Genomic DNA, 15,367 nt, shown 5'->3' on the forward strand with positions numbered 1-15,367 from the left:
TATAAACCATAGCAAGTTTCAAAACGTAACAATTATGGAAAGAATACAGCGTAAGTCTAATTTAAAGAGATTAAACTCATGAAGAATACGGGAAATGAAAATCTCATTATGAAGTAATACAACTTAGACAAGCTTATTACTTCATAACTGAGATTTATTGATAGACATGAAGCTTATATTTCAAAAAGCCAATGTTAACTGAACGCAGCCATAACTGTAGAAACTTCGGGCAAAACAGTTGTGTTGTCCTTTTGCATTTCAATACAAAGGTCTTTTACGAACGGAGTTTGCTCAGGATACGCCTGCAACCAAGACAACACAGCAGACTGTACTTGTGCCAAACTTTGCTCTTGAGTAACAGGCGCTCCAAGCGCGATGAGTCTTTCTTTAAAATCGACTTCGTCGACCAAATCTACAATCATCATATTGCATACCTATAAACAAACAATTTGTTCTATCAACAACCAATGGGACATATAGCTTATACCTAAACGAGTACTTAGCGAACCACTTTTTCTTCTAATAAAAGATCAAAAATAGCTTGCGCTTTTTCAGCCGCTGTTTCGTCTTTCATTACTTTACCGCCACCACCAACAGGTTTTGCTGTTGCTGCCTTCATACGATCTGCAGCCGTTTTTGCTTTTACCACCTTGATGCGCTTAGGACGAGGTTTAGCGGCGCTGATTTGCCAGTGACTCGCGGCTTCATCAACTACGCTCGCTACATCCAATACTTTCAGTTGCGCTCTCAAGCCTGGTCCAAAAGCACTTTGTCGCGCTTCTTGGGCGGCATTATCGACACTTGCAATAAATGGTAGCTTTACCTTCACTGCTCGACGCTGACCACGCGGCAAAGCCAATAAAACTTCCGCTTCACCACCCTGAATACTGATAATATCAGCCACTCTTGGTACTAAAGGCCAACCCAATTGCTCAGCCAACAGATATGGCAACATACCAGACGACTCACCACCTTCGGCACGAACACCAGTTAAAACCACATCAAACTTATTTTCGTGCAAAAATGTTGTCAATACAGACAATGCATCACAATTACTCTCTTGCTCAAGCACTGTCAGAGAAGACAACCCCATACCAGCGTACTGACGCAGCACTGGCTCTTGAGCATTACCAGCATGAACCACTTTCAGCTCGTTACTCGCCAATTTAAGGCCCAACTCTACAGCTCGACCATCTTGTTCTGCTCGACGAGCACGACCGGATTGAGGATGACGTCCAACAGACACTAATGAAACAACTTTGACATTAGGCAGCATCACTCTTCTCCTCTTGATTTTTAGATAATGAATGCTCTTGAGCAAGTCTAGTCAGCTCTGCCAATATCTCTTCGCTATCAGCAATAACAGCCAAATCAGCTCGTTTCACCATGTCACAGCCTGCATCGGTATTAATAGCAATTACCTTGTCACATTGACCAATACCTTGCATATGCTGAATCGCACCAGAAATACCAACAGCAAGGTAAACCCTAGCAGTAACCCAAGTTCCCGATGCTCCCACTTGGCGCTCACGCGGCATAAAGCCATCGTCCACCGCAACACGACTTGCACCTTCAGTGGCACCAAGTGCCGCTGCAGTCGAGTGGAACTGATCCCAATTATGAATACCGTTACCCGCTGACAAAATGAACTCAGCTTCAGCCAATGGCACCGCATTTGAATCAACAGCAATTAACCCTTTATCAATAACATTAGGCGATACTTGCTTGATGCTATCAACAGAGATTGGCAATACCTGATGACGTGTTTCATCTATAGCATCACCACATTCTTCCAACAAAGTTAAAATACGCGGTGTATCACGCAAAATATCATGACTTGCAGACGCTCCTCGGCACACGGTTTGCTCAGCATTTACTTGCCAAGCTTGAGCGGCAAGACGCTCGCCCAAACGCGCGGATAAACGACAAGCCAAATCTGTTCCACCGTGAACACTGTCAGGAAACAACCAATGAACAGGTTTATATTGAGCCTCTATTTCCTGCAACGCAGTTAACCTAGCTTCAGGTGCAAAGCCGTCATATTCATCACCTTCAAGATGAATAAGGCGATCTACACCAGCTAAATCACATTGTGTTTCTTTATTTTCACCAAAGCACACCAGAGTTACTGCACCATTTTGCTTAGCAACCAGTTTATGCGCCAAGCCAAGAATATCTTTATCATGGCCAGTCAAACGACCGCCCACCATATCCGCCACGACCATAATATAAAAATCTGGATTCTCGACGATATGCAAAGGCAACAATACTTCTTTTGCTTCATTTGAGCGTTTTTTACCACCAATGGCAGCAGAAGATATGTTCGCCCTATCGATACGCTTAATACCATTTGGACCAATAAAACCAATTACATGAGGATTCTTGCGCAATAATCCAGATGGTCCTCGCACTTCAGCACTTCCTGCTTGCATCATCTCGCCGTGCAAAGGATGCAAACGGTTACGCGCTATCCATTCAGCTCTTGGGTCTCGTCGAAACAGGTTGTCTAAAGAGCTATCGTTTGATGATAAATGACTCATCAGTGTGCCTCCTCAATTAGCTGCCCCGCTAGAATTTCAGCGATGTCTTTTACGACTGGTCTAGGCTCTACAACCCCTTCCAGCATAGCAGTACATTGTTGGCAACCTACAGCGACCATATTCGCACCCGTACTCGTAACATCTTCCATACGCATATCAGCAATACGACGCTCGCCTGGAATATCGGTAATTGGTGCACCGCCACCACCGCCACAACAACGTGAGCGATAACGAGAGCGTTCCATTTCGGCTACTTCAATGCCTAAGCTAGCAAGCAATTCTCGTGGCGCTTCGTATTCACCATTGTAGCGACCAAGATAACAAGGATCATGGTACGTTACCTTGCTGCCTTGAAGAGGTTTTAAGTTAAAACGATCTTCTTTTATCAAGCGATTCAAGAATGTCGTATGGTGTAATACCTCGACCCCCTTCAGAGCATCTGAGCCAAAGTCACCGTATTCATTTTTCAGACAATGGAACGCATGTGGATCTGTCGTCACAATTGTCTTGAAGTTATATTTCGATAACGTTGCTAAATTACGTTTCGCCAAACTTTGGAAAGCCGCATCATCACCCAAACGACGAGCAACATCACCGCTATCAAGTTCTTCATCGCCTAAGATGGCTACATCCACATTGGCAGCTTTAAGTAACTTAACAAAAGAACGTAGAATCCGCTGACTGCGCATATCAAAGGCACCATCAGAGACCCAAAACAACACATCAGCCTGCTTAACATCTTTCATGACATTTAAGTTCTGATCTGCTGCCCAGTGAGTACGACTCGCTGGTGAATAACCATTTGGATTATCTGTGGCAATAATATTTTCGAGTACTTGCGCGCCCTTATTCGGTGTTTCACCTTTTTCTAGCGTCAAGAAACGGCGCATATCGACAATAGCATCAACATGTTCGATCATCATCGGGCATTCTTCTACGCAAGCACGACATGTTGTACATGACCAAAGCGTATCAGGGTTCACCAAACCATTAGTAATAATTTGATTTGGTGCGCCTTTAGCATTACCTACTTCAACGCCTGGGTAAGGACTACCAGCGTACTTTTCATCTGTGCCGCCCGCAAAACCCACTACCATATCTTGAATAAGCTTTTTAGGGTTCAATGGCTGACCCGCTGCGAAAGCAGGGCAAACAGCTTCACAACGACCACATTGTACGCAGGCATCAAAACCTAATAATTGATTCCATTTGAAATCAGTTGGTTTCGCTACACCATGCACTTCTTTGACACTCACCCCATCACCAAAGTCGACTGGCTTTAAGCCCGTTGAACGACCACCGCCAAAACGTTCAGAGCGACGGTGAAAAGCAAGGTGCAATGCTCCTGCGAAAGCATGCTTCATTGGTCCGCCCCATGTCATGCCAAATAGCATTTCACTGAGGCTCATTAAAATTAGAACAGACAATACAAGTGTAAGTACCCAACCACCCGTTCCTTCAGGAAGAATTCCTGCAGCAGGTAAAGTCAGTACAAAAAAGGTAATCGAAAACGTCAGCAAGCTTTTTGGCAAACGCATCCACGGACCTTTGGAAAGGCGTGAAGGTGGATTCAAACGACGCTTGGCTACGAATAGAGCGCCACAAAACATCATCACCAAAGCACCTAATAACGCCCAAGCAAGAATTTCACTTTTAACGCCAAATAAGTGAATAAACAGCACTAGTACCATAGCTAAGACAAAACCGCCGCCTGTTGCTACGTGAGTACGAGACATATATTTATCACGCTCTACCACATGGTGAAGATCGTGCAGATAGCGCTTTGGCATCGCCAGCAAACCAGCTAGAAAATCTACTTTTTCAGCCTGTCCTGCACGCCATAGATTAATACGACGAACCGCACCAATTGCTGCAAGCGCAAGCAAAACACCAATCAAAGTTGGAGGTAACCAATCAAGAATCATGATGAGTCCTCATCATTATAAATACATAAGGCACATAACAATATTTACAAATATATGCATTAGCGATTTCATGAGCGACATAGAGACAAGGTAAAAATGAACAAGAAAGCACAACTTAACGCTATAAATAGGCATTTCAAGTTCATTTTTAACAATGTATTTACATGCTCAGTAATCGTTCCCTACAAATCTTTGCAAAGGCGAAGGGCATCATACATGGCCGCATGAACGTTACGCTGAGACACACAGTCTCCCAAACGCCACAAGATCATGCCTTCATCAGATCCACCCGCAAGCACAGGTTGAGGCTTGATATCAAACAAGGCTTCGTTATCAATTTGACCTTTATTGCGTGAGCTTGGTTTTAACGCGTAATACAATTCCTCGTTTGGACGAATACCGTTTTCAATCACTACTTGATCTATAACGCGCTCTTCTTTCTGCGCGGTATACTCATTCTCAAGCACTGCTACCATGCTATTGCCTTCACGATACACTTTGTCTAGTAGCATATCGGATGTCATGATCACTTCTCGCTGATACAAAGAACGATAATAAGGTGGGAACGTTGTTCCACCCACACCGACGCCCGGTTTAATATCGTCAGTTACCAACTCCACTAAACAACCTTTAGAAGCTAAATAGTCAGCTACTGACATGCCAGAGAATTCACAAATTGTGTCGTAAACCAAAACATTTTTACCGGGTTCTACAGCTCCACTCAGAATATCCCAAGAAGAAACAACCAAACCTTCCGCTGCGCCCCACTCCTCGTTCTGATCGATAAATGGACGCCCACCAGTTGCCAAAATACATACATCTGGGTTGAACTCTTTAACCATCTCTTCGTTAGCTGCCGTATTTAAACGCACATCTACACCCAAGCGCTCCAATTCCATAACCAACCAACGAGTAATACCCGCTATTTGATCACGTTGAGGTGCTTTGGCAGCAATCACTAGCTGGCCACCTAGTTCTGCGGCTTTCTCAATCAAGGTCACTTTATGACCGCGTTCAGCAGCAACACGAGCCGCTTCTAATCCACCAGGACCACCACCAACAACAAGTACATTACGAATAACACCTGTGGTTTTTTCAATAATGTGAGGCAAGCCCATGTATTCACGAGATGTCGCTGCGTTCTGAATACACAACACATCCAAGCCTTGGTACTGACGGTCGATACAATAGTTTGCACCTACACATTGACGAATCTGATCAACCTGATCCATCTTGATTTTGGCAATAAAATGCGGGTCAGCCATGTGAGCACGAGTCATGCCGACAAAATCTACATAACCTGCTTCAATAATACGTTTAGCCTGGTTTGGATCTTTAATGTTTTGTGCGTGAATAACCGGCACTTTAACTACTTCTTTGATACCCGCAGCCAAATACAAGAAAGGCTCAGGCGGATAGCTCATGTTCGGAATAACGTTAGCCAAGGTATTGTGAGTATCACAACCAGAACCAACCACACCAAAGTAATCCACCATGCCAGTCGCATCGTAGTATTGAGCAATTTTCTTCATTTCTTCGTGGCCCAAGCCATCAGGATGAAATTCGTCACCCGTGATACGCATGCCCACAACAAAATCAGGTCCCACTTCAGCACGGACAGCCTTTAATACTTCCATACCAAATTTCATGCGACCTTCAAACGTTCCGCCCCATTCGTCAGTACGTTTGTTTACTCGTGGCGACCAAAACTGATCAATCATATGCTGGTGAACTGCAGAAAGTTCCACACCATCCAAACCACCTTCTTTCGCACGACGCGCAGCTTTAGCAAAGTCGCCGATAATGCGCCACATTTCTTCTACTTCAATGGTTTTACACGTTGCACGGTGAACAGGCTCACGAATACCGGAAGGAGACATTAGGTTAGGCCAGTTTTCACCATCCCAACGAGAACGACGGCCCATGTGAGAAATTTGAATCATGATCTTGCCGCCATGCTTATGAACCGCATCGGCAAGATTTTGGAAATGGGGAATAATACGATCAGTTGATAGGTTAACCGAACTCCACCAGCTTTGTGGACTATCGATAGACACTACACTGGAACCACCACAAATACACAAGCCACATCCGCCTTTGGCTTTTTCTTCGTAATATTTTACATAGCGGTCTGTTGTCATGCCGCCATCAGTGGCATACACCTCAGCGTGAGCCGTACTGACGATACGATTGCGGATAGTTAATTTATTAATATTTAGTGGCTCGAACAACGCATCATATTGGGACATAACATCCTGCCTTCTTGGAAACGACGTTTAACTTTTACTGTTGTGGTCACCACCTGCCCGTGGTGACCTCATGCATTTAAGTTTTGATTAAAAAAACTAAAGTGGAGAAACCTGGAAATACCCTACATCACAACCTTCTTCGGCTGCGCTCTGGGTTTGAATTGCCTTAGTACGAGTTGCCAATCCTTTGCTTTCTAGGATCTGATCCAACGCACCAGCAAACCAACCAGTGAACATGTAATCCACTTTACGGTTCACTTTCTTACCATGGATTTTTTCGTAGTGATAAACAAATGCAGAGTTTTCCAAACGTACTTTTGCAGTACCCTTTTCAATGTCTAACTCTTCGGTAATGAAAAAGCCCCAACCGCGTTGAGATAGGCGTTTCAAATAATGGTGCCAAATCTCCTCACCATAAATACCATGGCATTCAGACTCTTGTTCACACCAAAAATACGCTGATTTATAACCCGCTTTGTAAAGGATCTCGGCGTAACGTTCGTCACCAATCTCGTCCTCAATCCCCATGTGATTATTCACAAAGAAGTGACGAGGCACATACAACATAGGCAACGCATCCGTTGTCCAAACACCGGTTTCATCATCAACAACTATTGGCATTTCTGGTGCATGAGAACTCATATCTAATTCCTTAAATTCTTTTTAGTTAAGATCAAAGCCTGTAAATCATTACGAGCGCAGATAATTTATTCGCCCCAAACTTCTTTCAATAGGTTCACCCAATTCTCACCCATAATCTTCACTACCTGACGCTCACTAAAACCATGCTTTAGCAAAGCTTCAGTCAAGTTCGGGAAGTCGCCAACGGTACGCATACCAAGCGGATTGATAATCTCGCCAAAGCGAGTTAAACGACGGGCATAACCTTTGTCATGTGTTAGGTATTCAAAGAAATCGTAGCCGTGACCTTGGGTAAAATCAGTACCGATACCAATCGCGTCTTCACCAACGATGTTGTAGATGTATTGAATAGCTTCCACGTAATCGTCAATCGTTGCGTTAATACCAGCTTTTAGGAATGGAGCGAACATGGTGACACCGACAAAACCGCCGTTGTCGGCAATGAACTTAAGCTCTTCATCTGTACGGTTACGAGGATGTTCTTTCAAACCTGCTGGCAAACAATGGGAATACGCAACTGGCTTTTTCGATTCGATGATCACTTCTTTCGCAGTATTTGAACCAACGTGAGATAAATCACACAACATACCAACACGGTTCATTTCCGCCACGATTTCACGACCGTAACCAGATAAACCACCGTCACGTTCATAACAGCCAGTACCAACCAAGTTTTGAGTGTTGTAGCACATTTGCACAATACCAACGCCAAGGTCTTTAAAAATCTGTACATAACCAATTTGATCTTCAAACGCATGCGCATTTTGAAAGCCCATCATTACGCCAGTTTTGCCTTCGGCTTTTGCACGGTGAATATCTTTTGTCGTGTAAACCTTGGTTAACAAATCGCTATTGGCTTCGATCAGCTGATTCATCTCAACCACATTGCGAACCGTACCTTCGAAATTTTCCCAAAACGACACAGTGCAATTTGCTGCTGTCAGCTTGCCCTTTGCCATGTCTTCGAATAGCTCGCGATTCCACTTAGCACAAATCAAACCGTCAATAATAATAGACTTATCGTGTAGTTCTGCTGCGTTCATTGTTTTTCCTTACCTATCAAATGGGTAAAACATCAATGGACTCAGTGTAATTTTTAGCTACAAGTGGGAGGTGGCTGGAAACGACTAGAGGTAGACTAAAAGCGACTAACCGTCTTTGTGTTATCTATGCGGGTTCCATTCAAACGCTTTGTATTCATGGCCTTTATTCCGCCCTGCTGGGGCTGGGCTTAGTCCCTTCCCATTTATTCAAGGGGAAGGCGGAGGATGGGGTTAATTTTTGTTTCCATTCAAACACTTTGTATTTATGACCTTTATTCCGCTCTGCTGAGCGTGTAACTTTTTGCTAGCGCCCAAAAGGCAACCAAAAATTCGCTTTAAGATCTTTAATGCCTGATTTTCTTTATAGCCGCATAATTGTTACCTACGCTCGTTATATCGTAAGGCATAGATTATTTTTGGTGTTTTTAGAAAGGCTATTTTTAACTGACTCTGAAACTCCATAAAGTCGCGCAACGCTGTTGCGTCGAACTAACTTCATCGGGATTTCAAGCGCAGAAGGTACGGATGGTTGGGGTCAGATCAAGAAATAGTTTTCTTTGATGAGCTAAAAGAACCAAAAACACCTATAGATCAGCGAAAGTTGCCGATAATATTTAGCCTATTTTTGCTCTGACCCCGACCTTATGGACGGTGCTATTTCTTAACGATTAATTCTTCTAGTTTCAATCCTGTGGCTTTTTGGATGCTGCGCCATAGGTAATAAAAAATAGCCATTAACATGATCATGGAAGGGATGGCGATCATTGGGTAGCTGTATAGTGTCATCTGTCCTAGCTCTTCGTTAAACGCTTCGGTTCCCGCAGGGCTGGTGACGATCCATTTCGCCAAGATGTAATTCATCGTCGCAGAAAAAGCAAAAGAGCCTGCGATAAAATACGTGGCTTTCATAAGTCGTTTTTCGAACATTTCTGTGCTGTTGTTCTCTTCTAATTTTTGTTTAATGGTGTCCACATCCATAATCGCGGCATTGAAGAACATGGCTCGCACCAAAGGGTAAGGCGTAAAAGTCGACACCAATACACCAATACCGATAATTGCAGGAATAGCGGCCTCTTTAATCGCCAACCATTTATTATCCAATTCAAATAAACCAATGCTGCCTGTCAGCAATACACTCACCAAACCTAACAAGGCAATGAAGTTGAACTTTCGATACTTCACTAACTCAAAAAGCCCCCAACCAAGAGGAAACGCTAACGCAGCAATCAAACCGCCACTAGTGCCTAACTTATCTTCACCACTTAACTTCATCAAAATCACAGATGGCAAAATGACACTAACAATAAGGTCTATCATCGGACGCGGTTTGTGCTCGGGAGTGTTGCTCATAATTTCTGGTTCCAAGTTTAATTCAAATGCTAATGGCGGCTATCATAAAGGAAAAATACGCAAGGAAGTGAATAGACCATTATTTTTTCTAAAAGTGCCAGAGGTTTTGTGGATTTCATCCAGATTTGGTTCCATTCGAATGCTTTGTATTCCCGACCTTTATTCCGCCCCGCTGGGCGTGTAACTTTTGCCAAACGATGCAAAACATCCCCTTAAAAGAAAAGCAAAAAATCTTTTATCGGGCTATCGCCCAAACGTCTCATATGCTTTAGTTTACGGAACCTTTAGCAAGACGACTTATATCGTAAGGCATAGATTGTTTTTGCTGTTTTTAGGAGGGGTATTTTTAACTGACTCTGAAACTCCGTAGGTCGCGCAATAGGGATTGCGTCGAATGAACTTTCTAGAGGATTTAAGGGCATAATCGCAATCTATAGTAGAACGCCTTTCTTCAATTATAAAAAAGCTAATTTTTTGTGTTCTTATCCATTTGCCTACCTCCTTCGTTTACCAATATTAACCAATAACGAAAAAGGCCGCCAATTGCTTGGCGGCCTATCTGGTTTCGCTGGTCATAATTTGCTCCTTTTTATCTTAAATTTTGTTTGGCTTTGAGGAAGGAGATCAGTTCTTCCTGGTTGATCATTTCAATGTGTTTGCCTCTGCGGATTGTGAGTTTTCCCGCTTGGGCTTCTTGCTCGCCTATTATGATGATGTTGGGAATTTTCAGTTCGAAACTGCGTTTAATTTTACGCCCAACCGAGTGATCACCAAATTCACATGAGACATTGATGCCTTGTTGCTCTAGCTCTGCTCTTAGCTGATTGGCGTAATCTAAAACAGAATCGTTAACTGAAACTAATGCCACGGGTTGCGGGTGAATCCATTCAGGTAGTACACCTTGTGAGACTTCGAGCAATATACCAATCCAGCGTTCAATCGAGCCATAAACAGCTTGATGTAGAATAATAGGTTGCTCCGCTTTGCCCTGTTCATTGTCGAATTCTAATTCGAAACGATCTGGTAAGTTGAAGTCCAGTTGTATTGTTCCACATTGCCAAATTCGTCCCACGGCATCTTGTAATGCCAGCTCAATTTTTGGCCCGTAAAACGCGCCCTCTCCAACTTGAATGTCGAAGGGAACATTTTCTGCCTGACAGGCTTCTTTAAGTATGTCTTCCGCACGTCGCCACGATGCATCGTCACCTAATGCTTTCTCTGGTTGAGTAGAAATTTTGACTTCTAGCGCCTGATAGCCGTAGTCGTTATAAATTTGTTTTGCCCGTTGAAGAAACTGGCCAACTTCCTGCTTCACCTGTGACCAAGCACAAAAAACATGAGCATCATCTTGAGTAAACTGACGAAGCCTTAGACAACCATTTAATGAACCGGATGATTCGTTACGATGCACTAGACCAAATTCAAATAGCTTCAGTGGCAAGTCCCGATAGCTGTGTACGCCACGTTTATACATCAGTATATGAGCAGGACAAGACATAGGTTTTAAAGCGTATTCTTGGTCGCCATTTTGCTCGCCCCCAAAGAACATATCTTGAGCATACATATCCATATGACCAGATATGTGCCATAGCTCTTTTTTCATTAACTGAGGTGTACGCACTTCTTTAAAGCCATATTGACGATAACAGCGTCGCATGTGTTCTTGTATATTTTGAAACAAATGCCAGCCATTTGGATGCCAAAATAGCATTCCTGGTGCTTGTTGTTCTGAATGGAATAAATCGAGTTGTTCCGCAAGTTCGCGATGAGTTTTCATACCTTTCTCCTAATGAAAGATTTTTAGTGAAATACTCTGAGCGAACAACAAGATATAGACATAAAAAAAGCCCTCTAGCGATTCGCTCAGAGGGCTTTTTTTATCAAATAGCAGCTACCCTCCAAACAACCTTATGGTCGTGGTGGTAGAGGTGCTGTATTGAAAAAAACTTAATAAAGGGTACATGGGAATATTTTTATCACCTAATACCTTTTTAGACAACTGGTAAATAGTAAAACCTGTCTTTAATTCAATTGTATGCAAATGGCTCGATCTACTTTTCCGTCACCCGAATACAGTTGCGGCCACTTTCTTTGGCTTGGTACAAGGCAGAGTCTGTTTGTTGAAATAATTGTCGCGGATCTGAAATTAGTTCTGGCCAGCTTGAGATACCAATAGAGATGGTAATGTTTTCCAGCAAATGCCCTTCGTACTCTATTTGTGTTTTTTCAACAGCAGCCCTTAATTCTTCGGCTTTTCGTAAGCAATCTTCTCTTTTGACTCTAGGCATAACAACGACAAACTCTTCGCCACCCAAACGACAAACAATATTGCCTTCATAGAAAAAGCGACTCAGTAAGCTAGCAAGGGTTTTCAGTGCTTCGTCACCAGCAGGGTGACCATAAGTGTCGTTGAAGGTTTTAAAGTAATCGATATCACAAATCAGTAGCGATAACGGTTCTTGGTTTTGTTCAGCCGCTGTAATTTCATGTTCCATAACCTCAGAGAAAAAACGGCGATTTTTTAAACCCGTAAGCTCATCTTCATAGGAAAAGCGTTGCAGTTCCTCGCGTAAAGCAATATTCGCTAAGGTAATGTTTATTTTTTCTATCGCTCGCTTTAACAGCTTCATAAAGTGCGCTATAGGATAACCATTTAGTCCCCCTGTTGCTTGAACTTGCAGCAGAGCAACATAACGAACAGAACCCTGCTGATTAACAACTCTAAATGGAAAAACGCCCTGCTCGTTATTAAACTTAGCCTTGGTAAAAGCGGCATTTTCAGTAGGTGTAGAGTCAATGATTTGCCCCCAGCTGTGAACATTTCGCCATTCACCTGTAACCGCAATGCTAAATACACCGGAAAAAGGTGCACAAAGGGCTTCAATGCTATTGGCTATCTTTTCAATCCCCACTTCTAGTGTGTGGCAGCTTTCTAGTTCAAAAATAATATCACTAACAATTTCAATCTTTTCCTGCTGAAATAACAGTCCATTTGCGCGAAGTGCTTCTTGCTTTGCCATGATACTAAGCTGCTCGGTACGCTCAATGACTTTAGATTCTAATGATATATTCAGCTTCGCTAACCGGCGTTGAGTCGACAGATAATGGTTAAAAGACAAGCCAATGATCGCTACAGAAAATAGCAGCGCGCCACTAGAAACAGGAACAGAGCTCCATGATATCCAATTATGTGCAACCGCCATATCAAGCATCATGACAGAGCAAAAACCAAAGTAAGCCAGAATAAGTAATTTTTGTTCCAGACGAACGCTGTTAAACACCAAGAGAACAGAGCCTACCAATAAGAGTGACGTCACGATAAACATGCCATCAAATGCAGGATAAAGCTGGGTTAGATGAATGAGACCAAACACACTTCCAATTGCCGCTAACAACAAAAATACAACATGAGCGCGCCATAACCACTGAAAATGACGAACCTCTAGACCGGCACCTGACAACCACTCAGCCAACAACATAAACATCGGAATCGGCAATAAAAAATACGCATACGCACCAATATAGTTCCACAGTAAAGGTTGATCCCATATAAGCTTCATAGCCGGGATGTCTCCCAATACTAACCCCGCGGCAGCAAGAGAAAAGAGACACACATTGAGAAATTGGCGACGCTGACCTTTTAACATGGCAAAAATAGCGGCCATCAAAGCGATAAATATCGTCACACCAGCGACAATAAAGCCTTGTAATGACTCTTCGATAATTTGTTTCAGGGCATCAACTCGCTCGGTAAGCTTTCGCTCTCCCCAAAAGCCAATACTGATATAATCTGAATACACCCGAAAATAGAGTGTTTGTCCTGCGAAATCCTCAGGAAGAGTAATCATATGCCAGGGCCAACCAGCAAATAGCCCCACGCCATTCTGGTCTAATTGACCATGTTTATAAATAAGTTCGCCTTCCAAATATACTTCAGCCAATAAATCGATACTGGAGGCATAAAATACAGGGTCTCTAAAGGCGTCTTGTGGCAGCGTTATACGAAACCAAACATTCTTGTGTTCACCACGAACCGGTGGATCGGCGGGAAAAGCAATGGGTTGCCAATCGGCTAGGCTATTTTGTTGCGTCCATAAGGGCACACCGTCTGAATTAAACGGTGAGTCTCCCCACGCATATTCCCAGCCGCTATCTAAATTCACATCCTGCGCAGATACGTTTGCCGACAAGCACAATAATGCGGCAGCAAAAAACAACGAAATAAAATAAAAACATACAGTCTGTAATTGCTTCAAGATATCACTCAACTAAAGCTTATATTAAGGGAACGAAATGCATTTTATGCATCTCAATACTTCAGTCACTTTCCTTTCATTAACATATGCTCTTCCCCTTGAGCATATTAATATCCTAACTCAAAGTAGATATTGGTATTGTAAAGAATCGTTTACAATTCTAAGTGAGTCTTCAATAAAGCAGCAGAACAATTTAAAACGCATTTTAAGAACGTCATGTTAGATCCTACATGACGCTATCCACTACTTGTCCTAGTCCTGACAAAACCTTTAATAAACTAAATCCCATATCTATTTGCTTCTAACAAAAACCCTTCTCTATAATGACATCCATATCCAACAGTCCAGCAGTTTTCAAGGCGGTTTTACGATGATGTTTATGAAGGTTTCTTTTAAGGTAGCACTAGCGGCGGCGTTGGTTGTAATGGTGGGTTGTAGTTCTTCGCCGACAGGTCGTAAGCAGTTTGCAGTATTACCTGATAGTCAGATGAACGAGATGGGAGTTCAGTCTTTTACAGAAATGAAGAAGGAAACGCCTGCGTCATCAGATGCAAAGCTACGCGCACAGGTACAATGTGTAGCGGATACACTTATTGCGGTGTTACCAGATAAATACCGTAATCAAGACTGGGAAGTGGTGTTGTTTAACGATGAGCAGGTGAATGCGTTTGCTCTACCAGGTTATAAGGTAGGTGTTTATACTGGCTTATTAAAAGTAGCGGACAATCAATCCCAGCTGGCAGCGGTAGTGGGTCACGAGTTAGCCCATGTAATTGCTCGTCATGGTAATGAACGCGTATCCACTCAATTAGCCACCAGCCAAGCGTTAGCACTGGGGTATCAATTAAGCGGCGAAGAATCACCTGAGAAGATTGCAATCTTCCAAGCATTGGGACTAGGAGCGCAAGTAGGTATCATTTTGCCTTTCAGCCGCTCTCATGAATCTGAGGCTGATGTGCTTGGTTTAGAATATATGGCAAAAGCAGGCTTTGATCCACGAGAAAGTGTCCAGTTGTGGCGTAATATGAGTGCTGGCGGCGAGAGTAAAACACCGGAGCTGTTGTCGACTCATCCATCAAACTCTCATCGTATTCAAAACTTACAAGCCAATTTACCAAAAAACCTGCCAATTTATGAGAACTTGGTTGCACAGAATAAAGAGGCAAAGTGTTACTAAGACTTAAATCTGGTTAAGAAACTAGATTTCATCAGAGACAAGTTACAGCGTAAAATTCAACTTGTCTCTGTGAGTCAGCTTACCGAAAAGCTAATCTAGTTTCCTATTCTCTAGTTGCCCTTTCCTGCAATAATCAAACAACTTCCACTGCTATTTTCTTTGCTGTCCATTCTAGATATTAACCA

11 protein-coding genes are annotated in these 15,367 nt (G+C 42.9%); 1 reads left to right on the forward strand and 10 read right to left on the reverse strand.

The window, feature by feature from the left end; translation table 11 throughout:
• Nucleotides 1-194 precede the first annotated feature (194 nt).
• From B6N13_RS03315 to B6N13_RS03360, 10 genes are all read right to left on the reverse strand, one after another.
• Complete coding sequence (locus B6N13_RS03315; RefSeq protein WP_012070409.1) at nt 195-425, reverse strand: hypothetical protein; 231 nt, start codon at nt 423-425, stop codon at nt 195-197.
• A 74-nt stretch (nt 426-499) separates the two neighbouring features.
• Entirely contained in the window at nt 500-1,276 is a 777-nt protein-coding gene (locus B6N13_RS03320) for an electron transfer flavoprotein subunit beta (RefSeq protein WP_012070410.1), read from the reverse strand.
• Nucleotides 1,266-2,540 (reverse strand): electron transfer flavoprotein subunit alpha/FixB family protein, encoded by a 1,275-nt coding sequence (locus tag B6N13_RS03325; RefSeq protein WP_012070411.1) that lies wholly within the window; start codon nt 2,538-2,540, stop codon nt 1,266-1,268. The genes B6N13_RS03320 and B6N13_RS03325 overlap by 11 nt, the downstream gene beginning before the upstream one ends.
• The gene (locus tag B6N13_RS03330; protein ID WP_012070412.1) at nt 2,540-4,465 is read right to left on the reverse strand and encodes a (Fe-S)-binding protein; all 1,926 of its coding nucleotides are present in this window, start codon (nt 4,463-4,465) and stop codon (nt 2,540-2,542) included. Before B6N13_RS03330 ends, B6N13_RS03325 begins: the two co-directional genes overlap by 1 nt.
• A gap of 182 nt (nt 4,466-4,647) precedes the next feature.
• Nucleotides 4,648-6,714: an NADH:flavin oxidoreductase gene (locus B6N13_RS03335; RefSeq protein WP_012070413.1), complete on the reverse strand. Its 2,067-nt coding sequence runs from the start codon at nt 6,712-6,714 to the stop codon at nt 4,648-4,650.
• Nucleotides 6,715-6,810: 96 nt separating this feature from the next.
• On the reverse strand, nt 6,811-7,356 hold the full coding sequence (locus tag B6N13_RS03340) for a DUF5943 domain-containing protein (protein ID WP_012070414.1): 546 nt from the start codon (nt 7,354-7,356) through the stop codon (nt 6,811-6,813).
• Nucleotides 7,357-7,421: 65 nt separating this feature from the next.
• Nucleotides 7,422-8,399: a dipeptidase gene (locus tag B6N13_RS03345; RefSeq protein WP_012070415.1), complete on the reverse strand. Its 978-nt coding sequence runs from the start codon at nt 8,397-8,399 to the stop codon at nt 7,422-7,424.
• Between the two features lie 654 nt (nt 8,400-9,053).
• Entirely contained in the window at nt 9,054-9,749 is a 696-nt protein-coding gene (locus B6N13_RS03350) for a VC0807 family protein (protein ID WP_012070416.1), read from the reverse strand.
• Between the two features lie 589 nt (nt 9,750-10,338).
• Entirely contained in the window at nt 10,339-11,526 is a 1,188-nt protein-coding gene (gene thrS / locus B6N13_RS03355) for a threonine--tRNA ligase (protein WP_169458491.1), read from the reverse strand.
• 274 nt (nt 11,527-11,800) lie between these two features.
• Nucleotides 11,801-14,005 carry a GGDEF domain-containing protein gene (locus tag B6N13_RS03360; RefSeq protein WP_169458492.1) on the reverse strand — a complete coding sequence of 735 codons (2,205 nt, stop codon included), beginning with the start codon at nt 14,003-14,005 and terminating at the stop codon, nt 11,801-11,803.
• 379 nt (nt 14,006-14,384) lie between these two features.
• On the opposite strand from B6N13_RS03360, the gene B6N13_RS03365 reads away from it, so the two are divergent.
• Nucleotides 14,385-15,182, forward strand: a complete 798-nt coding sequence (locus B6N13_RS03365) for a M48 family metallopeptidase (protein ID WP_169458729.1) — start codon at nt 14,385-14,387, stop codon at nt 15,180-15,182.
• The last annotated feature ends 185 nt before the right edge of the window (nt 15,183-15,367 follow it).

It is taken from the genome of Marinomonas sp. UCMA 3892 (assembly GCF_012726345.1).
GTDB lineage: Bacteria > Pseudomonadota > Gammaproteobacteria > Pseudomonadales > Marinomonadaceae > Marinomonas.